Origin of the sequence: Paraburkholderia phenazinium, from assembly GCF_900142845.1 — a bacterium.
Taxonomy (GTDB): domain Bacteria; phylum Pseudomonadota; class Gammaproteobacteria; order Burkholderiales; family Burkholderiaceae; genus Paraburkholderia; species Paraburkholderia phenazinium_A.
The window spans coordinates 3383006-3408874 of sequence record NZ_FSRU01000001.1; the positions used below are offsets into that span (position 1 = coordinate 3383006).

19 protein-coding genes and 2 pseudogenes are annotated in these 25869 nt (G+C 57.9%); 7 read left to right on the forward strand and 14 right to left on the reverse strand.

The genetic code is table 11. The features are described from left to right. Positions 1–112: 112 nt before the first annotated feature. From BUS12_RS14880 to BUS12_RS14900, 5 genes are all read right to left on the reverse strand, one after another. Complete coding sequence (locus BUS12_RS14880; protein WP_083611635.1) at positions 113–1714, reverse strand: efflux transporter outer membrane subunit; 1602 nt, start codon at positions 1712–1714, stop codon at positions 113–115. Beyond that, complete coding sequence (locus BUS12_RS14885; RefSeq protein WP_074267567.1) at positions 1714–2790, reverse strand: HlyD family secretion protein; 1077 nt, start codon at positions 2788–2790, stop codon at positions 1714–1716. Before BUS12_RS14885 ends, BUS12_RS14880 begins: the two co-directional genes overlap by 1 nt. Positions 2791–2801: 11 nt before the next feature. Continuing rightward, positions 2802–4379, reverse strand: a complete 1578-nt coding sequence (locus BUS12_RS14890) for an MFS transporter (RefSeq protein ID WP_216352726.1) — start codon at positions 4377–4379, stop codon at positions 2802–2804. Positions 4380–4901: 522 nt separating this feature from the next. Next, a complete protein-coding gene (locus BUS12_RS14895; protein WP_367117612.1) occupies positions 4902–5735 on the reverse strand; it encodes an AraC family transcriptional regulator in 834 nt (277 codons plus the stop codon). A gap of 559 nt (positions 5736–6294) precedes the next feature. Continuing rightward, positions 6295–7314: a zinc-dependent alcohol dehydrogenase family protein gene (locus BUS12_RS14900; protein ID WP_171991643.1), complete on the reverse strand. Its 1020-nt coding sequence runs from the start codon at positions 7312–7314 to the stop codon at positions 6295–6297. 105 nt (positions 7315–7419) lie between these two features. Between BUS12_RS14900 and BUS12_RS14905 the strand changes: the two genes are divergently transcribed. Then, positions 7420–8370 carry a LysR family transcriptional regulator gene (locus BUS12_RS14905; RefSeq protein ID WP_074296358.1) on the forward strand — a complete coding sequence of 317 codons (951 nt, stop codon included), beginning with the start codon at positions 7420–7422 and terminating at the stop codon, positions 8368–8370. A 759-nt stretch (positions 8371–9129) separates the two neighbouring features. Here the strand turns inward: BUS12_RS14905 and panB are convergent. The 5 genes from panB to BUS12_RS14935 form a co-directional block, all read right to left on the reverse strand. Further along, entirely contained in the window at positions 9130–9957 is an 828-nt protein-coding gene (panB, locus tag BUS12_RS14915; RefSeq protein WP_074267564.1) for a 3-methyl-2-oxobutanoate hydroxymethyltransferase, read from the reverse strand. Positions 9958–10070: 113 nt separating this feature from the next. Further along, positions 10071–10814 (reverse strand): SDR family oxidoreductase, encoded by a 744-nt coding sequence (locus BUS12_RS14920; protein WP_074267563.1) that lies wholly within the window; start codon positions 10812–10814, stop codon positions 10071–10073. A gap of 402 nt (positions 10815–11216) precedes the next feature. Beyond that, a complete protein-coding gene (locus tag BUS12_RS14925; protein ID WP_074296359.1) occupies positions 11217–11501 on the reverse strand; it encodes a DUF4148 domain-containing protein in 285 nt (94 codons plus the stop codon). A gap of 203 nt (positions 11502–11704) precedes the next feature. After that, the gene (locus BUS12_RS14930; RefSeq protein ID WP_253190078.1) at positions 11705–12595 is read right to left on the reverse strand and encodes a helix-turn-helix domain-containing protein; all 891 of its coding nucleotides are present in this window, start codon (positions 12593–12595) and stop codon (positions 11705–11707) included. Between the two features lie 383 nt (positions 12596–12978). After that, positions 12979–13926 carry a fumarylacetoacetate hydrolase family protein gene (locus BUS12_RS14935; protein ID WP_074267560.1) on the reverse strand — a complete coding sequence of 316 codons (948 nt, stop codon included), beginning with the start codon at positions 13924–13926 and terminating at the stop codon, positions 12979–12981. A gap of 646 nt (positions 13927–14572) precedes the next feature. Between BUS12_RS14935 and BUS12_RS14940 the strand changes: the two genes are divergently transcribed. The 3 genes from BUS12_RS14940 to dmpG are packed head-to-tail and all read left to right on the forward strand — an operon-like array spanning position 14573 to position 17426. After that, positions 14573–15406 carry an HpcH/HpaI aldolase family protein gene (locus BUS12_RS14940; RefSeq protein WP_083611633.1) on the forward strand — a complete coding sequence of 278 codons (834 nt, stop codon included), beginning with the start codon at positions 14573–14575 and terminating at the stop codon, positions 15404–15406. 23 nt (positions 15407–15429) lie between these two features. After that, a complete protein-coding gene (locus tag BUS12_RS14945; RefSeq protein ID WP_074267559.1) occupies positions 15430–16389 on the forward strand; it encodes an acetaldehyde dehydrogenase (acetylating) in 960 nt (319 codons plus the stop codon). After that, positions 16386–17426, forward strand: a complete 1041-nt coding sequence (gene dmpG, locus BUS12_RS14950; protein ID WP_074296360.1) for a 4-hydroxy-2-oxovalerate aldolase — start codon at positions 16386–16388, stop codon at positions 17424–17426. Before BUS12_RS14945 ends, dmpG begins: the two co-directional genes overlap by 4 nt. A 179-nt stretch (positions 17427–17605) precedes the next feature. Here dmpG and BUS12_RS14955 read toward each other — a convergent pair. The 3 genes and pseudogenes from BUS12_RS14955 to BUS12_RS14965 form a co-directional block, all read right to left on the reverse strand. Beyond that, positions 17606–17836: pseudogene (locus tag BUS12_RS14955) on the reverse strand (transposase); the annotation flags it as partial. Between the two features lie 254 nt (positions 17837–18090). Beyond that, the gene (locus tag BUS12_RS14960; protein ID WP_074296361.1) at positions 18091–19353 is read right to left on the reverse strand and encodes an amidohydrolase family protein; all 1263 of its coding nucleotides are present in this window, start codon (positions 19351–19353) and stop codon (positions 18091–18093) included. A 106-nt stretch (positions 19354–19459) separates the two neighbouring features. After that, the gene (locus tag BUS12_RS14965; protein WP_074267556.1) at positions 19460–20209 is read right to left on the reverse strand and encodes an alpha/beta fold hydrolase; all 750 of its coding nucleotides are present in this window, start codon (positions 20207–20209) and stop codon (positions 19460–19462) included. Positions 20210–20903: 694 nt separating this feature from the next. On the opposite strand from BUS12_RS14965, the gene BUS12_RS14970 reads away from it, so the two are divergent. After that, on the forward strand, positions 20904–21566 hold the full coding sequence (locus BUS12_RS14970; RefSeq protein ID WP_074267555.1) for a FadR/GntR family transcriptional regulator: 663 nt from the start codon (positions 20904–20906) through the stop codon (positions 21564–21566). Positions 21567–21815: 249 nt separating this feature from the next. On the opposite strand, the gene BUS12_RS38195 is transcribed toward BUS12_RS14970, so the two are convergent. Beyond that, on the reverse strand, positions 21816–22046 hold the full coding sequence (locus tag BUS12_RS38195; RefSeq protein ID WP_143788324.1) for a hypothetical protein: 231 nt from the start codon (positions 22044–22046) through the stop codon (positions 21816–21818). Positions 22047–23062: 1016 nt separating this feature from the next. Between BUS12_RS38195 and BUS12_RS14975 the strand changes: the two are divergent. Both BUS12_RS14975 and BUS12_RS14980 read left to right on the forward strand, forming a co-directional pair. Then, a pseudogene (locus BUS12_RS14975) lies at positions 23063–23881 on the forward strand (EAL domain-containing protein); the annotation flags it as partial. Positions 23882–24168: 287 nt separating this feature from the next. Continuing rightward, positions 24169–25143, forward strand: coding sequence for a quinone oxidoreductase family protein (locus BUS12_RS14980; protein ID WP_074296362.1), 975 nt, complete (start codon positions 24169–24171; stop codon positions 25141–25143). Positions 25144–25869 lie beyond the last annotated feature (726 nt).

Genomic DNA, 25869 nt, shown 5'->3' on the forward strand with positions numbered 1-25869 from the left:
TCTCCAAAGTTTGTTCAAACGAAAGCGGGAGCCACAGGATGGGAACCAAGAGCCAGCCTGCTTACGGATTTGCGTCAGCGATGGGCTGGATGGAAGTGCACAACTTCAGCGGTCATTGCGGAGCTGATGCGCCGGTTGCCGTACTAACGGTTTTCAGCGGCGTTGACCCGGTGTGCTCCGCAGTGGATGAAGCATCCTCCGGGAAAGCCGTTTCCCAACCACCACCGAGGGCCTTGTACAGGGTCACAAGATTGACTGCAGCGTCCGCCTGACTCTGCGCCAGCTCGCTTTGTGCGGCCAGCAGGTCTTTCTGTACGGCGAGCACGTTGAGGAAATCAATGGCACCCTCACGATACCGTTGCTGCGCGACCGAAAGCGCGAGCTGGTCCTGCTGCACCACCTCCTTCAAATTATCACGGCGGCGCTGCTCGGCATCGTAGGCGGACAATGCGTCATCCACTTCATGCCACGCCTGCAAGACCGTACGCTGGAAGCCGATCGCTGCTTCCTGTTGCTGGGCCTTGCGCAACTGGAGCGTGCCCCTGAGTCTTCCGCCCTGGAAAATGGGCATCGAAATGGAAGGACCAAAGACGAACTGATGCGAAGCCCAGTCACCCAGACTCGAAAGCTGAAGCGACTGCGAACCAAGGCTACCCGTGAGCGAGATCTGCGGATAGAAGTCAGCCTGGGCAACGCCAATCTCGGCAGTTGCAGCATGCAACTGTGCTTCCGCACGCCGGATGTCGGGGCGGCGTCGTACCAGTTCCGACGGAAAGCCGATCGGCGCACGAGCCGGGAGCGATGGAATGTCGCGCGGGGCTCCCAACATCTGTGCGAGTGCACCGGGTTGTTCGCCGAGCAGGAAGCTGAGTGCGTTGATAAGTGCGTCGCGGCGCGCCTGCAGCGGCGGCAGCCGCGCTTCGATCGACGCAACCTGCGCCGATGCGTTGGCAACATCGAGGGGGGTCGTAGCGCCCTCGGTCATGCGCAATCGTGTCAGCTTGACGGTAGAGTTGGCGAGCGCGAGATTCTGGTTCGTGATGTCAAGCAGGGTCTGTGTAGCTCGTAACTCGATATAGTCACGGGCAAGTTCGGCTTGCGCGGAGAGCAGGACAGCGCGGCGTTCCTCAGCCGAGGCCTGCACTGCCGCGTTGGCTGCTTCCACGCCGCGCCGCGCATGGCCCCACAGGTCCAGCTCGTAAGACGCATCGAAGCCGTACTGCCATAGGTTGTAGGGCGGCGATCCGCTCGAGCCAGGTAAGCTGGAAACACCGAATGCGGTTTCTCCATTCGCGGATTCGGGCTGCACTCCTGCGGGAGTGGTGCCCAGCAGCGAAAAGATGCCATTCGGGCTCGCCCGCTCCCGGTCGTAAGACGCAGCACCGCTTAACGTCGGATACAGTTCCGCGCCTGCAATGCGTAACCCGGCGCGGCTCTCCAGCAGGCGAACCGAGGCGGCCTTGACGTCGAGATTGTCGGTCGCGAGCCGCGACTCCAATGCCACCAGGTCCGAGTCTCCCAGCAGGGACCACCACTCGGGCGCGAGCGTGGCCTCGACGGGTCGGCTCGGCGCCTCAGCCTGGTTGGCACGGGTGAAATCATTGGGTGCTGAAACATTGGGCCGCTGAAAATTCGGTCCGAGCGTGCAACCCGCAAGCATGGCACCTGACAGCAGAGCCAGCAGAACGGGCCGAATGGACAAGGAGTGTGCCATCAGTTTGTCCCCGCCTCTTTAACTGATGTGTCACTTGCTGCGACATCGACCGTCGGCTCGACCGAAAGGCCCACGCGCAACCGGGCTACGCCCGGCTGACCCGGATCGAGGATGATCTTCACCGGCATGCGTTGCACGATTTTGGTGAAGTTGCCCGTTGCGTTGTCTGGCGCGACCGGCGCGAACGCGATACCCGTCGCCGGCGCAACGCTGTCGACATGGCCGGTCAAGACAAGACCCGGAAAGCTGTCCACTGTGATGCGAGCCGGCTGATGCGGGTGCATATGGTCAAGCTGGTTTTCCTGAAAGTTGGCGACGACATAAGCCTGTGACAGCGGTACCACGGCCAGCAACGGCGTGCCCGCAGCAACGATTGCGCCAACTCGGATCGAGCGCTGGCCGACCATACCGTCTATCGGTGCGCGGATTTCCGTATAGGAAAGGTTAAGCTTCGCCTGATCGAGCGCGGCCTGGGCGCGCGCCAACTCGCCGAGCGCTCTGGTGCGCCCCGCACGCAGAATATCAAGATCCTGCTGGGCAGCTTGCAGCGCAGCACTGTCGCGATCGTGGTCAGCCTGTTGCTGATCGAGCGTGGTCACGGCGTGCTGCTGCTCCTCCATCGTGCCGGCGCCGCCAGCGGAAAGATTGCGATAGCGCGTGGCGTTGGCGCGCGCGAAGTCAATGGCGGCTTCGTCGGAGTGCAAGGTCGCTTGCGCCTGTGCGACGACTGCGGGATGCTGCGCAATCTTCGCGTCAAAATCACCCACGGTGGCCGCGGCTACATTCAGGTCACCCTGCGCACTGGCAAGGGCGGCGCGGTAGTCGCGGTCATCGATACGCGCCAGAAGCTGGCCCGCTTTCACCACCTGGTTGTCGTCGACCAGAACCTCGGCAATCTGGCCAGCAACACGCGGTGCAACAAGCGTGTAATCGGCGGTGACATAGGCGTCGTTTGTCGACTCAGCGACGGGTTGTTGGGAGAGCAGCTTTGTGCCGCCCCAGCCGCAGCCGGCTAATAGGAGGGCCAAGGCCCCAAGCAGGACGGGCTTTCTGGATGGTCGGGTAGATTGTGACATTTTCGATGTGTTCAGCGAGAAGTTGTCTGGGTGGGCGCGCGGGGCGGACGGACACGCACAGGCACGATGGGAATGAGCAGCACAAGGGCGGCGGCAAAGACCGCCATGACGAGATAGAGGTCCGCCGACATTAGTACGATCGCCTGCTCATGGATCCTGCTGGCCAGTTGCGTAAACGTCCCCGCGTGATCGGCGGCCTGTCCGGCGATCAAAGGTGCGCCGCCCAACTGGTCGACGAGCATCGTGGAATGGTAGTGTTCACGCGCGGTGCCAAGCCCTTCCACCAGCCCGATGCCGATCGCCCCGGCAAAGCCCTTCACCATGTTGAACATGGCCGACGCAAACGGGCCCTCGGTTGGCGGCAGTCCGGTAGTCGTTTGCAGTAGCAGCGGAATCACGGCCATCGGTTCGCCGACCGTTAGAAGCGCCTGGAGCAGGTAGAAGTTCTCGCGCACCCAGTCCGACGTCATGAAGGTGCCGAGGGCACAAGAGAGCGCGATCAGGGTCAGTCCAATCCCCAGCACCCAGCGGCAATCAACACGTTCGATGTTGAGGATCGCCGCCGTGAGCGGTAGCGCGACAAGCTGCGGCAGGGCGACGACCAGCGCCAGTGGTGCAATCTGCAGCGGCCGATACCCACGCACCTCGGTGAGATAGTCGGCTGGAATGACAGACACCGCCAACAGGATCACCAATACGCCAGCAAGCGTAATCAGCGAATGGGTGAAATTGCGTCGAGCCAACAACCGCAACTGGAAAAAAGGCAGCGGGTGCGACCACTCGTTCAACAGGAACATACAGAACAGCAGCCCCCCTCCAACGAGCAACAGGCAGATCAGCGGCGAATTGAACCAATCCAGCCGGTCGCCCTGGTTAAGCCCGATCACCATCATCGAGATGGCAGGAAAACCGGTGAGCAAGCCGACCCAGTTGAATGTGCGAAAGCGTTCCAGCCTCAGCGGATCCTGCGGCAGACCATAGGCGATCGCCGCGCTGCTCATGAGGCCCAGCGGCACTACCTGCCAGAACACCATGTGCCAGCCGACGTATTCGGTCCACAAGGCGGCTAACGGCGTACCCAGGTTGGGTCCGAACGTCGCGGTGAGCGCATAGCTGGCAAGCCCATAAAGTCTGACGTTGGGCGGCAGGTACCGAAGCGCCGCCGTCATCAGCATGGGCGGCAGGCATCCACCGGCAAGCCCCTGCAGCGCCCTCAGGACCGCGAGCGTTCCAACATTGGTGGCGAACGGGCAAAGGAAGCCCAACAATGCGAAAGCGAGGACCGCGCCGATGGTGAAACGTCGCAGCGAGAAGGTCACTGAGCACCAGGGCGCGAAGGCCATGGCGGTGACGTTGGTGGCCTCAAAGAGCGCGGTCAGCCAGGTTCCCTCGTCGTGGCCAATCGACAGCGCGCCACGCACGTCGATCATTGCCACGTCGGTGACGTGTTCGTTCAACCCCGCGGTAAACGAAGCGAGCAGTACGCCCACCAGTCCGATCGCAAGCCGTAGTCCGAAAGCGGGTGGCGTGGGCGCAGCGGGGGCCGGTGGCGCAGCGGGTAGCGCAGGCGCGGCAGCAGCCACCGGCATCTGCGGGCTTGGCACGGGGGGCGCCAGAAGTTCGACAGTTGTCATACTGATGAATCCGCAAACGCACACGCAAGCGTGAAAGGCACGCTTAGGCGAGCAGTTGTAGGGCAGATCGCTGTCATAGCTGCAGCGGCGCTGCAGACCCATCGGGACCGCGACCTACGCGTGGTGAGAAAATATGTACAGAAACTCGGCATGGTTTACACCCGGTGTGTTTGGAACAGTTTGTGTACTCTAGCAATTCCTGATTTGACCGTACCGTCAAGGGATGCCAACCATCGTCGCGATACGGACAACTGCTCTGAAAGAGATTTTCCCGCTTCAGCCGGGTACTTCACCAGCAACAACCCGCATCGGCCTGCGATGAGGTGGCCAGCCTGTTAATGCGCTGCCGTCGGAACATAAACGCCCTAAGACATCGGCGTGCCTGCCTGCATGCACCCCTTCGAGGTATCGGGAACAGAAGCAAAAATTCAATGTCGCTTCGTCTTGCCGGCCACCTTTCGGCCAACCTCAATTCATTCATTTCCGCCCGCTCAAATAAGCGGTTGGTGCGATCCCGAGCGTGCGCCGGAACATCGCGGTGAAGGCGCTCGGACTGTCATAGCCATGCTCCATCGCGACCTGCAACACCGAGGCGCCCGCAGCGAGACATGGCAGGCTTAGCAACAGCCGCATGCGGCGCAGCCACTGCCCGAAGCTCATCCCAAGTTCGCGATGGAACATTCGGGCGAGGGTTCGCTCGCTGACGTTGATTCCGGCGGCCAGATCTGCGAGTATCACGGGTCCGGAAGGGCTTGCGATCAGTTGCTCGCACAAGCACATGAGTCGCGGGTCTCGAGGCATGGGCACGTGCAATTGCAGCCGCGGCGCTGCTTCGAGCTCATCGAGAATCAGCTCCATGACCCGGTGATCCCTACCCCCAAGCTCGTAGTCCAGCGGTACGCGCGTCGCGGCGACGATTGCCTCGCGTAGGAACGGGGACACTTCGATGACCTCGCACGCATCTGGAAGACCGGGACGGGCATCAGGGGCGACAAAAACCGTGCGCATGCTGACGTCGCCAAAAAAGCGCACGGCATGGTCCGATCCAGTCGGCATCCACACGGCACGTCCCGCGGGTACGACCCAACTCCCGTGCTCGCTTATGACCGTCATGACACCACTCAGCGCATGAATCAGTTGCGCACGTAGGTGGCGGTGCGGCGGAAAATAATAGCCGTGCAGATAGTCGCTTGCCAGGGCCGCAATTTCTCGGGGAGATTGTTGGCAATCCTCAATGGTTCGAAAGATTTCCATAGTGCGAAAAGTGTAGCTGTTCCTAAGCAGGTCGCCGGAATCGAAAATTTCACGCATCAACTGCAACGACGCGCGGCGTCCGGCAACTGCCGAGGCAGTGGACCGGTATCACGGTCGTCTCCTGCGTGGCCAGCTCTTCCTTTACGCTTTGATAGAGAGCATGTCCGAATCATGTGAATGCATTCTAGGTCTGGGGGCGATTTCAGGCTTATCGCAGCGTCCTATCGGTTATCAAACAGTCGAGCCCGTGAGCGGGCCTTATCCGGAATTCGTGGTTTTTTCGCACGCTCCCGTGACTCTGCCAGCACTCGCTTATCAGACAGTCCACTTTTTCAGGATCCACGCGTGCTAGCCTGTAAAAACTAAAGGCCGCCCAGCGACTGCGACTGGACGGCCACTTTGAACATCTCGGGTGACATGTTTGCTGGACGTCAGGAATTCGCCCGGCGGCTTTCCTACACGGAGATGGAGATCAAAGCCTCGAGGCGAAACGCGACAGCGTGTTTCTCGCGCCGGCCATTGGCGTAATTACGCAACCGCCTACGAGGCAGAACAGCGGGGCATCACCAGAGAGTTTGTTGAAAGAAGCGAGCGCTTCACCAGTTCACCTGTCGGCTCAAACCCCGGGGCCGGTTACTACGAGCTTACCGAACGAGCCTCGCTCCAAGTGGTCCAGCGCGGCTGGGAGCTGGTCGAACCGATACGTTTTCTCGATCACAGGTTTCAGTTCTTGCCAGTCAACCGCGCGCACCAGGTCTTCTAGTGCACGGCGCGGCCCGACTCCAATGCCCTGCACCGTGGCGCGCGCCTGCAGCAGCGGGAAAACGGAGGTCCGCAGCTCGTCTCCCTGCAGAATGCCGATAACCGATATACGGCCAGCTTGTGTCAATGACAGCATCGACTGGCCGAAGTTATCTCCACCGGCCAACTCCACAACGTGGTCTGCCCCGCGTCCTCCAGTGATCTCACGCACCGTCGCGGCCCAGTTCGGCGTCCGCTTGCGATTGATGCCATAGGCGGCGCCCAGATGCCTGACGCGTTCCAACTTGTCGTCGTCGCCGGAAATCACGATGACGCGTGCCCCCTGTGCTGCCGCAATCTGCACTGCGAACAGGGCGACGCCACCGGTTCCGATCACAACCACGGTGTCGCCTGGACGAGTCGATGCACTCTCGGTCAGCGAAAACCAGGCGGTCAGGCCGGCGCAGGTTAATGTGCTAGCCTGAGCCGGGTCCAGCGAACGCGGAGCAAGCACAAGCGAGTCCTCGTTGAGCACGACATACTCGGACAACATGCCTGGCCCTGGCGCGCCGAACATCACGCTGGTTTGTGGCTGGACGCCATCGACCCAGCCGGAGAAGAAAGTGTTGATCACCGCGTCGCCCACCGCGAAGCTGGTGACGCCCGGTCCCACCACGACAACCTCACCGCTCATGTCGGAAGCTGGCACGAAGGGCAACGGCAATGGCATGCCCATCCCATCGTGGGTGATCCGCAGATCACGGTAGTTCAATGCGATTGCCTGTACCTTCACCAGCACCTGACTAGGGCCGGGCACCGGTACAGCGACTTCGGCCAGTTGCAGATTTGTGCGACCATAAGCAGGCAATTGCCAACGTTGCATCGAGAGCGGCATGGTGTTCTTCCGTATTAACATGATGACAGCCGCAGAATAACGATTCTGTGGACTACAGAGTGCATCATATTGATCGGCAGTATGCAGATAAAATGGAACCAATAAGTGGAACCTGTTTCACATGATCGGCTAGCCGGAATTAGCGCCTTCGTGGCTGCAGTAGAAGCGGGAAGCTTCGCGCAGGCAGCGGCACGATTAAGGCTGACCCGCTCTGCAGTAGGCAAATCAATCGCCCGACTTGAGGCACGGCTGGGGTCCCGACTCTTCGTGCGAACAACGCGCAGCCAGAGCCTGACTGACGACGGCCAGGTCTTCTACGAGCGTTGTGCCCGTGCGCTGGAGGAGCTGAACGCCGCGCAGCACATCCTCGAAGCAGGGCGCGACGAGCCGGTAGGTCGGATACGGGTAAGCGCGCCGGTAGTTTTCGGTCGTTTGCACGTGACGCCCGTTTTGCTAAGTCTGGCAAAGCGCTATCCGCGACTCCAGCTTGAAGGGATCTTCACTGATCGCCTGGTCGACTTCGTCGACGACGGCATCGATCTCGCAATACGCAGCGGTCTCCTCGCCGACAGCGATGCGATTGTGGCGCGCCGGCTCGGCGAGCAGCGCATGATACTTTGTGCGTCACCGGCCTATCTCGAGAGCAACGGAACGCCACGTGACCTTGCCGATCTCACCGCGCACCGAGGCATCAACTATATGCGTGGGGGTCGGATATTCCCATGGCCACTGACGGACGCCACTGGACGTAAGGTGGAAACGGAAATTGCACACAGGATTGGATTTGATGACATCGGGGCGATAGCTGCCGCTGCTGTCGATGGCGCTGGGCTTGCACACGTCCCGTATTGGCTGGTGAACGAACATTTGCAGTCGGGTGCGCTCGTCGGCGTCCTCGGTGAAGCCTCGTCGGTAATGGTCCCGTTGCACGCTATCTGGCCCCGGACGCGCTACCTGCCGTACAAGTTGCGTGTAGTGATAGACACACTGCTGGACGCCATTCCACCGTCCCTGCAGCCGGCAAACAAGCTTGCCGATCCGGCATACTCGCCTTGATCTGCACGCACAAGCTCAGGCATTCCTGGTACTACTGTACGTGCGGCCGCCTGACTTCACGAGCGCGAAGACCGGCAAGCGGAATGCGATGATCTCGCCAATCTCGCATCACGACGTCCCAGCTCACTGCCTTGGCACCGGGTGGCGCGAATGCCTTTTAAAAACGCTGGTTTGCCAATCCGACGTTCACCTCGTCGAGCGAGCGGGACATGTCGTGCAACACTGAGACTATGAGCAACACGGGGCTGTCTTATGTTGCGGTTACTGATCCAGTCTGAGTCGGAGCAACCGTCGAGGCGCTCGCAACCCCAGCCCAGCAAAGCGATGTCTTCAAAGAAAGCGGCACAAGAATCGATAAAGCGAACTACCGCACGGAATCTATTTCTCACGTTCAAAGGATTGTCCGTTGAGTGATCGAGTTGAAACGTCGGTCACAACTAAAGTTCGTGGCACCTGCCGGGAACGGTCACGGTCGTGGAAGCGTTGCATCCAGTGCGGATACGGCAGGCCCGGCCGCGGTACACGATCGAGCCGTTTCAAGCTGGTCTCCGCCGTACGCACGATGTGTAAGCGACCGAGTCCTAGCTGACTGGGACCAGCGCCAGTGCGCAGCCGAACTTTGGTCGCGACGAGCATGCGCCGAATGTGCAGTAGTTCATAGTCCAGACCCCTACCTAACCTCAACATGGATTGCGACGGCGGCGGGATTGATGCCCCGCCGTCTGGTGGCGGAACGACTGACAATATCCCGAATGCGGACTAAAAGCAGTGTTCGGGCGCAGGGAATTCTCTCGACTTGACAGCCTTGATATAGGCGCCGATAGCAGCTTCGATACTCGGCATTCCATCCATAAAGTTACGCACGAAGCGAGCGGTCTTGCCGGGAAATATTCCCAACATGTCGTGCATTACAAGGACCTGACCGGAACAGTCTGGACCAGCGCCGATTCCGATGGTCGGTATTTGAAGCAGGTCAGTCAGTTCTTTGCCCACCGTCGCCGGAATCGCTTCAATGAGCATCAACGATGCGCCCGCCTCCTGGAGTGCTACTGCATCCGCTTTCAATCGTTCGACGTCCTCAGCTTTCTTTGCCTGAACCTTGAACCCACCAAGACGGTGAACCGATTGCGGTGTCAACCCAAGGTGGGCACACACGGGTATGCTGCGTTCCGTTAAAAATTTCACGGTTTCGACCAACCAGGCACCACCTTCGAGTTTGATCATTTGTGCGCCCGCCTGCATCAATCTCACAGCGCCTTCAAACGCAGACTCGGGCGTCCCGTAGGTGCCGAACGGCATATCAGCGGCTACCAGCGCAGATCGATTTCCGCGGGACACACACGCCGTGTGATACGCAACATCTTCGAGGGTAACTGGCAAGGTTGTGGTTTGGCCTTGCAACACGTTGCCCAAGGAGTCGCCAATCAGCAGCATATCGATTCCACAGCGGTCCATCATCGAAGCAAAGCTTGCGTCATAGCAGGTCAGCATCGCAATCTTCTCACCGGCTAATTTCATGTCCATCAGCGCTGGTGCTGTGGTCGCCTTGCGCACGGCGCTTTTGCTCTCTTGAAGATAGCCGGTCATTTAAAATGTTGTCGTTAAAGAAAATTTTTCAACGCCGGAATGGGACTGCCGGGTGCGACGCTGATGAGGGCCTTCGTCGACGAGAACGCCCGATCGAGGTACGTGGTCGTCCGTTAGACCAGCACGTGGCCACCATCGACAATAATGACCTGGCCCGTGCTAAAACCCTGTTGTATCAGGTAAAGATACGTTCGAGCAACGTCGCTTGCCTCTCCAACCCTTCGCACAGGCATCTTTTCGGCGATGTGATCATAAAGACCATTGCGATCAGCTTCACTCATATTGTCCCACAAGGCCGTGCGCAAGACACCGGGCGCTACGGCGTTGACTCGCAGCGGCGCAAGCTCGACCGCCAGGGTGCGAGTCAGTGACTCGATCGCGCCAAGAATGCTCGACGGGATCGCCCAGGCAGGCAGCGGGCGCGACGACGCCACTCCGCTTGTGAGCGTGATAGAGCCACCCGCGCGAATCAGCGAAGCCCCGTATTTAACGGCCTTGAGCGCACCCCAATAGCGCACTTCGAAAGCCTGCTGCGCAGCCTTAATGCTGACATCGGCAAGGTTTTGCAGGAGCAGCGCTTCACCGGCCGTGTAGACAAGGTGGTCGAATGCGCCGACGCGCGTGAAAAACGCGCTCACCTGTGCCTCGTCGGTAAAGTCGAGCGACTCTCCGCGAGCGCCTTGAGGCAGTCGGTCCACTGCAGCTGCGACGCGTTCACGGTTGCTTGATGCGATGATGACCTCGGCTCCGGCTTGCGCCGCAGCTTCGGCCACAGCAAAGCCAATTCCCGAGGTGCCGCCCGCTACGACGACCCGGCTTTTCTGGAGGGTGACGTTGGATAGTTGATTGTTTCCCATGCTCGAAGTTTCGTAAGAAAGAAAGACCACGCGACGACGTAGAGCATAAGGCAGCACGCACCGCCTTAACTGATCTCTACCCTATCGCAGCTGCGAAAGAGTGTACTTGTTTAGCGACAATCGCGTCGACCCAATCGACCGATCGCCCGCGACACCGACAATCCGATTCGACAGAAATAATTTTCCCTATGTCAACGCAAAGTGTAAATTCGGACCCGATAGCTTCACCGCATTTTCCGCCTCGTAGCTGATAGACCATCGCAGCAGTGGATCATTCACACTGGGTGGATGGAATGCGCGCAGGGGTACTGCGCGCCCAGACTACATGCTCAGGTCAAACACTTTTGGCATCCTCACTGGGCGTCCGGAATTGAAACGCAACGGGTAAAGGTACGACGCGTCCTAGTTGGACTTCGACACTGCTGACGGCCCTGATTCCGACGAACCGGACACATCGCCGCCGCCGATCCGTTCCGAACGGTGTTTCTCAGCCACCTTGGCTTCAGCAGCCTGAATTTCCGCCGGATAGGTAGTTCGACCCTGGCCTGGGCGCCAACCAGTTTGTTCGAGCTCAACCGACTCGGCGCGAACCTGCGCCCGGGTGAGCGGACCATTTGATTGGGCAAAGGAGGCAACCGGGATGGCGAATACGCCGGCAACGACAATGGCTTGCATGAGGGACTTCACGATAAATTAGCTCCGTATTTCCGGTCTTGCCACGAACACCTTTGTTCATGGACTTTCATTTATATTTTAGATATCCGAATCTTTTTTATAAACGCCACAATGCGGAAAACACTGTTACGGAGTTGCGCGCCAACGCAAGCAAACCAGCTCTTTCGTTCCAGACCTACTACGCTATGGTATCGATACAATAAGCAACACTAATTTCATGCGAATTTTTCGTTCGCAAAGTACAGCAATTTCCCAATGGCGTCGCACGCCATACCAGCACGCGGAGCTGTCGCTGCGCGCCTGTAGTCAGAAGGCGAAACGCCAGTATGCTCCTTGAAAAAGCGTGAAAAATTGCTAGCCGCAGAGAATCCCAGTTCATCGGCGACGTTTATCAAGGGTACATCTCCGATCGCCAGCTTACGAATCGCCTCTTCAAGGCGAATTGCGCTCCAGAACACCTGCGGTGTAGTGTTGAGTTGGTCGCGGAATAGCGCAAACAGTCGTGCTCTCGACAATCCTGCCTCGCTCGCAATCTCGTCGATTGTAGTGCGCACATCAACTCTTTCGCGCATAAGCACTATTGCCAACCTCAACTTGCGACTGAGCAGCGGGACGCCCGCAGTCAACGGACCCGGTGAGTGTGCAACCAGCGATGTCTGGATTGAACCACTAATGAGCTCCTCTGCTGCGACCTCAATCTTCTCTTGTAGCTCCGGATGGAACATTATCAGGTCCAAGACCTTCCAGAGACTGGCGCGCAACTCGGGACTGATGGCAATACGAGGGGAGGTAAACACGAACGGCCTACCTGTTATCGCGGCCCTTTTGTCCAACCACTCTTTATTGATATACACCGAAAGGAAAACGGCTGGCGAACTTGACGACAAAAGCTTCCCGTCGTGCTGTTCGAATGGCTTAACCGCAACCGCATGCGTTTCGCTAAAGCGGAAAACCTGCGTACCTATCCTCGCCTCAGCGTCGGCGCCGCCGAGCCACCAGACGATATGCGCTTCCGAGTGCGCGTGGGAAACCAATCCCGTGCGCAGTGGCAGCAGCGAAATGCGACCGAACGCTCCTTCGTGCATGGCAAATGTCTCGGGCATCATCGTCTCCTACAGTAGTTTCACAATTGGTTAACGCCTATCAATTCTTCACTTTTGCTTCAGTATTCCTAATTTCTACGGCAGATCGGTCCAACGTGATGTTGCCTGTTTCCATTTCAGATGAAGCGAAGTGCAGCCTGTCACTTCAGCTCTGCCGTTCATCGCCGACGTGATCGAGATGGCATCACCACCTCGAACAGTGCCAGGGGTCCGATGCGGACCATGTGCGGGGCGGATGTCGCCAATCTGCACCGCACCGCTTTACGGGTAACCTCAATGCAGCGAGCGACCGGCAACTCCGCCACCTTCAGCTATGTGAGAAAAAACACTGCTTTCCGCGCCGAACAGCCAAAATCTGGCTGTTCTTGAATTTCAGCGCGAAGCGTTTAGATGTGAACGACCTCATTCCTCAGAACGCCGATACGATCGATTTCATTTTCGATGACATCGCCTGGCAAGCAATAGCGTGTCGCCGCAACCAATCCCTCCTGACCTTGCCACTTTCCGCCGAGTTCGGCGTCGGTTGACCAGGCTGTGCCTGCGGGCGTTCCGGTCAGGATGACCATACCGGGACGCAGAGTGAAGTTGATCGAGAAGAAATGAATCAGGTCTGCGCACGTCCAGATCATGTCTGAAGTCGGGCTTGATTGACGCAACTCTCCATTGATCCGGGTACGCAGCATCAGGGTCTGCGGATCGCCGATCTCATCAGCAGTGACAATGGACGGTCCTAGCGGCGAACTACTGTCGAAGGCTTTGCCACGACCTACTTCGTACCACGTGAAACCTTCAGGCGATTGGCGAACCTGCCGATCCCGGGCGGTGACGTCGTTGGCGACCGTATAGCCGAAAACGTAATCAAGCGCCTTTTCAACCGGAATGTGTCGACCCTCCCGACCGATGACAATAGCCAGTTCGGTTTCGCAATCGAGCTTCTGTGTAAGTTCGGGGTCGTAGACGATCGGCTCATCCGGTCCTACCACGCAGTCCGACGTCATCACAAAAAACTCGGGTTCTTTGCCGCTGATAGGAGCGCCCACCTTTTCGGCGTTGTGCGCGCGATAGTTGCTACCACTGCAGAGAATAGTCGAAGGCAAAATCGGCGAGGTCAATCGCACGTCACCAAGCGAATGCCTGCCCTCGCCCGAACCCACAATTGCGTTCGCCACTTCCCGGCCAGCCGCGCCGGAACGAATGAAGCTAGAGGTATCAGCCAACAGAGCGCTGTTCTCCGATCTTGCTCCAATCTTGGTCGCTAGCGGATCGACAATCTTGTCGTCGACCAGAAAACCAAGTCGACGCTGGCCGTCGACTGTGAAATTAACGATCTTCATCTTTATCCTTTGCTCTTGGGGGGTAACCGTGTTCATTGGTGATGGCGACATCTCGCCCTCGAAACCAAGGTTATACCATTAACGTCTTTGGTTCAACCAAAAAAGCATCAGCATCGCACTTCCCTTCCCCACTTTCGGACCGCCAATTCCGATTTCGCACGGGAGGACGGAACGTCCCACCAGGCACCAAGGTCACTGGAAAACGGCGTCCCATCCCATAGCCGGGCACGGATCGACGTTTGCCCCAGATTCGGTTTGCCTAGGCAGAAATGTCCGCCAAGGCCGCGACTACGGGGCGCATCGAAGTGCAGTGCAGCACAGTAATTCTTTAGTTTCCATGCCTCTGGATTGAAACCAAGTAGTTGACAACGGGGTGTACCAAGGACTACATTGGTGTAACCAATGGACATTTTGGTGAAACCATTTGCCCAATTCTGATCGGGCGAGACCAGATGGATTCAAGGAGAGCGTGTGATATGGAGAAGCTTGATTTTGGCGAGGCGCACGTTCATCGACGCGTCGGTCGCTTGGCCAACGTGCCATGTTTTGCGAATACCCCTAACCCGCGAATTCTCGACGCGGCGCTCCGGACCTACCCGTTCGCGCTAGAAACTGACCTTGGAACTCCAGAAACTGGAGGGCCGCTGTGACAGCGGACCGTCCAAATGGCGGTGATTCCGCTTCTTCCGTGCACCGGGAGACAAATCTTCGTGTTCGCCTTCGCAAACGCGAGCCTTTTCTCGCGCTTTTCTCCATCATCCCGGCGGTCGAGCTCGTTGAAATCGCTGCTCAGTCCGGATTCGACGGCATCATTCTGGATACAGAACATGGCAGCTTTGGAACCGAAACGCTACCCGCTTTGATCCTCGCAGCACGGGCCTACGGCATTTTTCCTATTGTCCGCGTGCGATGCAATGATGCCTCTCTCATCGGTGCGGCGCTCGACGCAGGTGCGGCAGGCGTGCTGGTCCCCCAGATCGGGTCAATGCAAGAGGCAACACAAGCGGTACGAGCCGCCCGCTTCGCGCCGCAAGGTTCGCGTGGCGCCAATCCCTGGGTGCGAGCTGGCGGCTATGGTTGCTCTCCACGTTGGTTTGAGACGGCAAACGACGAAACCGCCGTTCTCCTGATGATTGAAGGCGCCGGGGGACTGGCAGCACTTGACAGCATCATGGGCATCGCCGATCTCGACGGCATCTTCCTGGGTCCGGTCGACCTGTCCCATGCACTGGGAGTGCCCGGACAAATCAATCATGAAACGGTGCGTGCAGCAATTACCACGACGATTAACCACGCCCTTGAGGCCAGCGTCGCGCCGGGGGTTTTCTCGCCCACGGCAACGGTGGCAAAAACCTGGCTCGATTGTGGCGCGAGGTTCGTAGCGATCGGCGTTGACACAGCACACATCGGTTTCGCCCTCAGCAACCTCGTTCAAGACGTTCGATCCACCGCTCAGGCTACCGGGCGCATCCAGAACTGATCACTAGCAAGGAGTTATACGCAATGACCAAGACGAAAGTAGCGATCATCGGGTCCGGCAACATCGGGTCCGATCTGATGATCAAGGTAATACGAAACAGTAAGTATCTGGAAATGGGTGCAATGGTTGGCGTCGATCCCAATTCAGACGGCCTCGCACGTGCATCTCGTCTGGGCGTGGCGACAACCGCCGAAGGTATTGACGGCTTGCTGGCCCTCGATGTATTCAAGGATATCGACATTGTCTTCGATGCGACTTCCGCCGGTGCACATAAACACCACAATGAAGTGCTACAGGCGCGCGGTGTGCAGGTGATTGACCTGACTCCCGCCGCTATCGGCCCATACGTCATTCCCGCCATCAATCTGGAAGAGGAAAACGCGACGAACATGAACATGGTGACATGCGGCGGGCAAGCCACCATTCCAATCGTTGCGGCTGTCTCACGCGTTGCAAAGGTTCACTACGCGGAAATCGTCGCGTCGATTGCGAGCAAGTCGGCGGGGCCGGGCACTCGTGCCAATATCGACGAATTCACTGAGACCACGCGCAGCGCGATCGAGAAGCTCGGCGGTGCAACGCGTGGGAAGGCGATCATCGTTCTCAATCCGGCCGAGCCGCCGCTCATCATGCGAGATACTGTGTTCGTCCTCTCCGAAATGGTCGATCAACAAGCCATCCAGGAGAGCATTGAGAAGATGATCGCAAAGGTGCAGAGCTACGTGCCAGGTTATCGACTTAAACAGCAGGTGCAGTTCGACGTGATTCCTGCTGATAAACCGTTGAACATTCCCGATGTCGGTCTGGTACACGGCCTGAAGACTTCGGTGTTTCTCGAAGTCGAAGGAGCAGCACATTATCTGCCTTCGTACGCCGGCAACCTCGACATCATGACCTCCGCCGCCCTCGCCTGCGGCGATCTGGTGGCACAACGTCGGCTGGCTTCAGGCATCACACGCGGCATCAAGGAGGCTGCACAATGACTCTCAACAAAAAGATCTACATTTCCGACGTGACGCTGCGCGACGGCAGCCACGCCATCCGGCATCAATATAGCGTCGCTAATGTCAGGTCAATTGCAGCCGCTCTTGATGCAGCTGGCGTCGACAGCATGGAAGTTGCGCATGGCGACGGCATTGACGGCTCAAGCTTCAACTATGGATTCGGCGCACATAGCGACGTAGAATGGATTTCGGCGGCCGCTGAGAGTGTGAAGACTGCGAAGATTGCTACGCTGCTGATTCCTGGCATTGGCACCACGCACGATCTTCGCAACGCATACGATGCGGGCGCCCGCATCGTACGGGTCGCTACGCATTGCACAGAGGCAGATGTCTCGCGCCAGCACCTTGAATTCGCGCGCGAACTAGGCATGGATCCGGTCGGCTTTCTGATGATGAGTCACATGACGACGCCTCAAAAGCTTGCCGAGCAGGCAAAGCTGATGGAAAGCTATGGCGCAACCTGCGTCTACGTCGTGGACTCGGGCGGCGCACTTGGTATGAACGATATTCGCGACCGGTTCCGTGCATTTAAGGATGTGCTCAAGCCCGAGACACAGACGGGGATGCATGCACACCACAATTTGAGCCTTGGCGTGGCGAATTCGATCGTTGCCGTAGAAGAGGGCTGCGACCGCGTCGACGCAAGTCTAGCCGGGATGGGTGCGGGGGCGGGTAACGCACCGCTCGAGGTGTTCATTGCCGCCGTGGAGCGTCAAGGCTGGAACCACGGTTGTGATCTGTACAAGCTGATGGACGCCGCCGACGATCTCGTCCGACCGTTGCAGGACCGCCCCGTGCGCGTGGACAGAGAAACGCTCGCGCTGGGTTACGCAGGCGTCTATTCGAGCTTCCTGCGCCACGCAGAGCTCGCAGCCGCCAAATACGGCCTGAAGACGGTCGACATCCTCGTCGAACTTGGCCGCCGGAAAATGGTGGGGGGACAGGAAGACATGATCGTGGATGCAGCCCTGGATCTGCTTCGACGGGATGCTCGCCCTGTCGCCCAGCACGGTTAGGATTGCTATGCCAGTGAGGGGCTCCTGGAGTGATCAATCCCGGAGCCCCTCACCAATCCACCCCATCGAAATGATGGCGCTTTCTGGCAATGCGTGTGATGGCGCGGTCGCCGATATCAACACGCTGGCACGCACGGGCGAGGCGGCCGCGAAGATCCACGTGACGCCGCTGCCGCCGTTCAGATATCCTCAACCTCCAATTCATCAAGCACTTTGGACATAAGACCGGCGCGTCTCCATTGGACCCATTTGATATAGCACGTCTGTAACGGCGGAAAGTTAGCCGGTAACCTGTGCCGCTTCTCGTTGCAGGCTATGACCCAAAGAATCGCCTTCAGTACGTCCCGCGGATCCCGCGCGGGGCGCTCAAACCGCTGCTGCGAGCCTTGGGAGAATAAGTGACCGACATGCTGCCAATCCCGTTCAGCACTGCGATGTCCGTTGTGCGGTCGAGTACAGGCATGGTCGGACGTTTACGCATGATCCAATTAAACCGCTTCTAGAACGTTCGTCAGTGCGCGCCCTTTCAGGGGACGCTCCAGCAGTGAGACATGCGAAACCGCAACGGGCGATCCGGTGATGGATCGCCCAGCTGTAGAGAAAAGGAATCACGAGGTTCTACGTATTCCCCTGAACCACCTTGAACACGTTAACAGTTCGCCTGCTACATGCCGGGTGTCAGGATGAGCCGCTTGTAGTAGACCCCGTCCTTCATCACGACCTTGATGTTGTCGCGGTCCTGGAGAAGCTTGATGTTCTCGACCGGATCGCCATCGACGAGCAGCAGGTCGGCGAGGTAGCCATCGCTGACGAGACCGAGGTTCGGGATATCCATGATTTCGCCACCCCATTTCGTGGCGGCCATCAGGGCATCGGCCGGCGTGAAGCCAAGAATGTTGACGAAGTGCTCAAGGTCGCGTGCGTTGGTGCCGATCGGATTCCATGCGAACCCGTAGTCGCCGCCCGGGAGAACCCGCAGGCCGCGTTTCCTGAGTTCACCGTACACCTTCGGGCATTGCTCGATCATGGTGAAGAGCTCGCTCTTTTCGACAAACTCCCGGGTGATGCCCCACGGCTCTGCCTCGTATGCGGTTGCGTAAATTACGCCAATGGCCGGCGCGAGAAACACGCTGTCGCGCTTCGCCTCGAGCAGGTCGTACGTTTCACCCTCGATGAAATCGCAGTGGTAGATAACGCGGAAGTCATATTTCAGGGCAAGCTTCACGGCCTCATCTGCACGGGCATGACACGACAGCCAGGCACCGCGCATATGGGCTTCTTCCGCGGCGGCGGCGACCTCTGCCTCCGTATAGGAAAGCCGGCGGGCGAACCCCTGACGTCCAGCAAACATGTCACCCGAGATGTTCATCTTGATGGTGTCGACACCCTCGCGAATCAGTGTCCTGACCGTTCGCCGGATTTCATCGGAGCCATCTGCAATCAGTTCGAAGGCCTGGTGATTCGTGTGGTACTGACGTTCGTCCCCAAGACCTCCTGTTGCGGTGAGTTCAGGCGAAGCCGCCCGCATGCGCGGCCCGGGGAATTTCCCCGCGTCGATGGCGTCGCGAAGCACCGCCTCGAGCCGGAACTTCGCCGAAGCCGCCGAGTACAGACTGGTGAAGCCCGAGTCCAGCATCAGCTTGACGTTCTGCAGCGCGAGGATGGTGTGTTCTTCGATCGGAATCTGGCCAAGTTCACCGAACTTTGCCATATTGCTATACGTCACGTGAGCGTGCGCTTCGACGAGGCCTGGCATCAGCGTCATGCCTTTGCCGTCGATGACGTCGTAGTAGGATTCACGCGGAATCCCGCCATTGCCGCGAGCCACGGCGCGGATCAGATTGCCATCGACAAGCGCTTCGCCCACGAACGTTGGTGCACCCGTGCCGTCGAAAATCTTCACATTGGTAAAAAGTTGTGGATTCATTTTCTATTCTTAAATAAATGGATTTATCAGTTCCGTGTAACGCTAGCTGCGATGGCAGGCTACCGAAGCGTCGCTTTAGCACGACACCGCCGCATGGGTACCCGATCTATTTCGCGAAGAACTGGAGCAGCAATTTATTCACCGCTGCGGCCTTTTCGATGGGCGTCCAGTGGCCGCACTGCGCCAGTTCGACATACTTCGAGCCCGGAATCTTGTCGGCAATGCCCTTCGCAGTCGCAGGCGGCGACGTTGCATCCTGATCGCCCGTCACAACCAGCGCCGGAATCCGCAGCTTCTCGATTGCCGCCGGTTCGAGGCCGACAATCATCTCGCAGGTTTGCGCGTACATTTCGGGATCCTGTCGCATCACAAGCTCCCGCACGAAAGCCGCCAGCTCCGGATGATCCCGCTTGGTCTCAGGCGACGTGCCGCCCTTCACGGTCGCGTCGGCAATGCCTGCCAGACCAACCTTCCTGGCCTGCTCCGCACGATCGCGGATCGCCGTTTTCGCTGCCTCCGGCGCTGCCTGGATCGGCCCGATCAACGCAATGCTGCGCACCATCTGCGGATGCTCGAGAGCCAGACGCTGCACGATGACGGTGCCCAGCGAATGCCCGACCAGATGGACACTTTCAAAACCCGCACCGTCGATCAGCTCCACGACATCGGCGACCAGCGCATCGATGGAAATCGGTGCCTTGTCGCTGCGGCCGCAGCCGCGGACGTCCGGAACCACAACCCGGAAGCTGGGCGAGAGTGCCGCAACCTGGGCTCCGAAAACGTTACCCGTGCCGCCGAGTCCGTGCACGAGCACGACCGGCGTACCTGCTCCTACGTCATCGTATTTGAGTTTCATATGTCATTCCTGAATAGGTTTTGTGAATCGAAGGTGATCGGTGCGTCAGGGCGCCGCTTTTTATGAAGTGTGACTTCGCTGTTCCGGCGAAGTCGCAATGACCTGTCTTTGCAACAGCGTCGAAAACGTAGTGACGGGCACGTCACCCGACATCGCCTGTCGGTCTCTCGGGCAGGTGCAGCCTGTCGCGACGGTCGTCGAACGGCCGTGCTCGCTCATATCCTGACTGACGATCGACATTGCGTTGGGCTCTCGTGTGCGATGAGCATGACACCGTCTCCTGGTTTTATCTTTTCGAGGAGGGAACTGTCCCAAGGTGCCCGAACCGTCGTTAAACATCCAGGCACCGTGAATCCCGTGAACAAATTCTAGGAGGGTGTCCAATCGGACGCTTATCGGATTGTCCAGTCGCGTATCCGGCAATCTAGCTCAGTGTCTGAATTTCTGCGGGAGTCCCTAACATTTCAGATGCCCGATGACCCGTCGGCGCTCCGTTATCAGAAAGTCCATTTTTCAGCGCCCATGCATGCAATCCAGATGCCCGACCAATCCCACGCCCCTATTGCGCGTGCTAGGCTCTACCAACACGAGTGAACCTTTCCGCAAACCGGTTGAAAAATTGGTTTACGACGGGCTAAGTGCCTTATAATCGAACAAAACGCGAGAGGAATGACAACTATGGTGAAGGTCTGATATGGAAGACTTTGAAGCTGTCGCGGCTGCATTGTCGCAGCGCATTGCGGACGGTGCCTTTCTTCCGGAGGGGCGCTTGCCTACAGAGCGAGAACTCGCTGTCGAGTACAGAATCCCTCGAAGCGGCGTTCGAAAGGCGCTTGCCAACATTGAGCGCGAAGGGATGATCGTCCGCAGTGTGGGACGGGGAACCTTTGTTGCCGGCAGTTTGCCACCCAGCTTCGAGCAAGAGGATCTTGCCGACATCAGCCCGGCCGACCTGAACCTGGCTCGCCTTCTACTTGAACCTGGTGTAGCAGAGCATGCGGCGCTTCACGCAACAGCGGCCGATCTCGCATCGATCGAGAAATGCATGCTTGAGTGCGAGAACGCTAAAGATGTCAAATCGGTCGACTTTTGGGATGCGAACCTGCACATGGCGATCGCGAAGGCAACTCACAACAGCTTCATTGCTTTCACGTTCAAGGCTTTGCATCAGGTCAGGCAGTCACCGTCCTGGAGCCAGGTCAAGTACTTCGCAGTTACGCCCGAACGATTTGAGGTCACAGTTGCTGCGCATCGCGCAATCGTGAGCAGTATTCTTCGACGAGATGCTGCAGCAGCTCGTCGTGCAATGGAAACCCATATCGAGCAGATTGGCAAATACATTGCCAATCGCGACTAGACTCGCGTAGCAAATCCACGCAATCAGGTCGGGGCCTGTGCACCCGACCATTTTCTTTGATACCCGCGGCAGCGTCCGTATTTCCAGATGCGGGACTACATAAGACGTTCCTCATTCGCTCCGGCATGATTGCTTCGTGCGGTGTCGGCACTGTACCGCTCCGGAGGCGGTCGGAAGGTGCATCTGATGCCCGCGGCGGACACTGGCCTCTGCCTCGCGGAAATGGGGCTGCCTTGTAACCGGTCATTGCTAATCGAAAGACGTGTCGTTCCAACTTTCGGGGTCGAATGATGGGGTATGCGAATCCATCCAATCATAACGACTACTGTCCGCAAGCCATGCCCAATTTTGCGTCGACCTGGGTGACTGAGCTGCAGCTTCACTACTCGCACCTTCCAGTGTTTCTGGATCCGCATTTGGATCTCGCTGGTCGGCACCGAGGTTTTCAACCTTCGACCCAGCTTTGTTGTTGAGTTTCATTGCTTTCTACTCCTATCAATGCTTCCGATATGCACGGCCAATCGCTCGCTCCCGATAAGCAAAGCCGCTGCTTGCCTGACGAACCCGACAAAAAATCAATCTACAGAGTCATCTGTCGGATCTTCACATGCAGCGGCTCATGGTCGACGGACGACGCCAAGACCAACTGCACCGATTAACTAGACCGCACCTTCCGATCGTTGCTGCGTTTAATCTGCAATCCGATCAATTTCCGACATCGCTTCTCTCAACGCCGTCCGGCAACGACCGTCAGAAAATCCTGTGCATTGATTCTAGGTGAATGTATGGCTCCGGGCTTATCGGAGCGTCCCGTCGCATATCTGGAAATCCAACTCCGTATTCTTGCTGCTCTTAAGGTCGCGGCGCTTCGCCCCTCGGGTTGTCTCACTAGCAATTATCTTTTGCGAAATACAGCTCCCGTTGATCAAGCTATGACTGCGGACGTATTAAAAACACTCACATTTCCTTCGGTTTGCTAACCATTTAAAAAAATCACATCCGAATCCAGCGCGATGGCGACTACGACAAATATCAACGACCTTGCGGGACAGATAGAACGACGCGAGCCGGAATTTTCTCGGACAGGAAACTAAAACCCTTTGCCGCCGGATGAGACGATGCAGAAAATCGACGTTGGTGAAAAATCTGGGACCGGCTGATAACATGATCCACCGGCAAGGACCTATCCGTTCGCGATCGCCATGCAGGGCTGTCATTTTAGGTATGCCATCGAGGTAGTTCTAATCCGGAAAATGACTGCCCATGATGAAATACGTGTTAAATTTTTCCGGCACCTCCAGTACGATTCGCGGAGCACGTGTTGCCTAGCTCATCTATTGGAGAGTCGTTACATGGAAATCGCAATTTAGGTATCTTGCGCAGGTCCACTACTTGATCCGGAGTTCTCTCAGGCACGCGTGTATCACGAATATTTCATTTAAATCTTTTCGAAGAACTTCCGACCAACCCACACCCCTCCGCTTCGGACAACTACCATGTCACTTCGCCCATCCCCAGGATTCGACGCGATCAGTATCGTGGACCTTATCGATCGGGGTCAGTTGTCTGCCGTGTTCCAACCCATCATGAATTTCGACGACGGGGCGATTCTCGGTTACGAGGGGCTGATTCGGGGGCCAGCGGGTTCCCCGCTCGAGAGCCCGTACGACCTTTTCGCACAGGCTAGCACCGAAGGTTGCGTGATTGAACTCGAGCAGGCTGCCGCACGTACCTGCATTGAGACCTTCGCTAAGCTCGCGTGTGTGGGCAAGCTCTTCCTCAACTTCAGCGCGGATACGATACGTCGATTCGCTGAGGCCAGTGACGACGTGCTCACATTGCTGCGCGAGTCAGGCATCAGCCCTGAGCGAATCGTGATCGAGTTGACCGAACAAAGCACGATTCGTGACATCGACAGCTTGTTGCAGGTGCTTACGACTTTGCGTACCGCTGGTGCGCAATTCGCACTTGATGACTATGGTACCGCCAACGCCAGCATGAATCTGTGGGTGCAATTGCAACCGGACATTGTGAAAATCGACCGGTTCTTCATCCATAACATCGCGAGCAATCTTCTTAAGCTCGAAGCTGTTCGTGCCATACAGCACTTCGCACACGCGAGCGGCGCCAAACTGGTTGCAGAGGGAATCGAAAACGAAGCGGACCTGATCGTCGTGCGCGACTTGGGGATTGCTTGCGGCCAAGGCTATTTCTTCGGTCGACCCACCGCGCAACCGGCTCGCATGGTGGCGGACGAGGTCCGCCTGGCGATTCGCGCGGGCCACATCGCGGTTTCTTGTGATAGATCACGCTCATGTCGAATCCCGTGGTGAGCCGCACAATCTCAGGCCCTACGCAACAGACGGTTTGTCAAGCCGATCCAATCCAGCAAAATCTTTCGGCAAAGCCGGTTCATGCCATTTTGGCATTACTGACATGATGCTATGTCGCTCGCAATTAGCGAGAGAATAAACAAAACGATGTCGCTCCGGTCTCCGATATGACGAGCTGGATGACAGCCGTTTCGTGTTCGCGTCTCTTGCCTGAGCCATTTCTGGGCTGAACGTGGCACCGTCTAACTCTGGTCGATATAGGAAACACCATGGTCAAAGCAGTTCGTTTCGGTAAGACAGGCGGCCCCGAGGTGATGAAGTGGGTCGATGTCGAGGTAGGCGAGCCGGGTAACTGCGAGATCCGCATCAAGCAGCATGCGGTCGGTCTCAATTACATCGACGTGTACGTCCGCACCGGTTCGTACCCGTTGCCGCTGCCGGGCGGCCTCGGCATGGAAGCGGCGGGTGAGATCACGGCGGTGGGCGCCGGCGTGACAGGTCTGAAGATTGGCGACCGGGTTGCGTATGTGGCGCGCCCTCCAGGCGCTTATGCTCAAGAACGGGTGCTGCCGGCCGTTCAGGTCGTCAAGCTGCCGGATGCACTGAGCTATGAGCAGGCCGCTTCAGTGATGCTGCAAGGGCTCACCGCGCAATACCTGTTGCGACGCACTTACCCTGTCAAGGCGGGTGACACGATCCTGATCCAGGCAGCTGCAGGCGGCGTTGGCCTGTTGGTGTCTCAATGGGCCAAGGCGCTGGGCGCGACGGTGATCGGCACAGTTGGCTCGGACGAAAAGGCGGAAATCGCCAGGGCACATGGTTGCGATCACGCCATCGTCTACACGCGCGAGAACTTCACCAAGCGCGTGCGCGAGATTACAAACGGCGCAGGCGTGCCCGTCGTCTATGATTCGATAGGCAAGGACACGTTTGCGGGTTCGCTCGACTGCCTCGCGCCGCTTGGCCTGTTCGTGAGCTTCGGCAATGCATCCGGTCCGCTGCCACCGATCGACTCCTCCGAATTCGTCGGACGCGGCTCGCTCTTCTTTACCCGGCCGACCTTGTTTACACACATCGCCAAGCGCAGTGACTACGAGGCGATGTCGACCGAGTTGTTTGAAGTTTTGGTGTCGGGCAAGGTCAAGACCAGCATCAACCAGCGCTACTTGCTGTCCGAAGTTGCGAAGGCACACATCGAACTTGAAAGCCGCCGCACCACCGGTTCGACCGTTCTCTTGCCGTAAGCGCGCCAAGAGGGACACCAAGGTGGAATCATCGGACCGTTCCGTCCAGCACTGAACGGTCTCTTTCAATCAAACATTTTTATGTTCCCTCGAGCACCCTCGAGCGAACGCGCCATGCCGATCGGTATAACGTTCTATTGGTCGTACATACCCTCGCCAAGGCTACACAACACGCCCTAGTTCACCTCTGACACAACCTTGGCCGCGCGCCTGCCACGCATAGCGCGCATCTAGCATCCCTTGTCGAGCCAGGGACAGGGGCATCTTTTGATTAGTGAGAAAAAAACGGGCGGTCAATTGACACCGCCCGTGGGAAGACCCGTTAAAAAAACAACATCGGGTCGCGTGGATCGGTCGACGCGCCCACCACGCCGACCGATCCACGCAGTCTATAGCGCCTGTCAACAATCTCGATATCAACGCGTGTCGAAATTTATTTTTCTTTCATCGAGCACAATGTCAGGGAGAGACGCCTGACTTGCCGCTCGACCACTCGTTCTCACCGCACGACCATGCATCCCAGCCGGATGAATCACCTCTGTCCCCGGGTAATACCTAATAACAGAACTGGATTCCTCGATAAACGACGAGACGATCTGGTAACCCTAAAATCAAGTCTACGCCTAGAGTTGAATCTCAGGATTCGCCAAGTCATCTTAACAACGATCAGACATTTGGCGACGAAATTTATATATTCTCACTCGAACGCGCTTAAGTTCGGAGCAA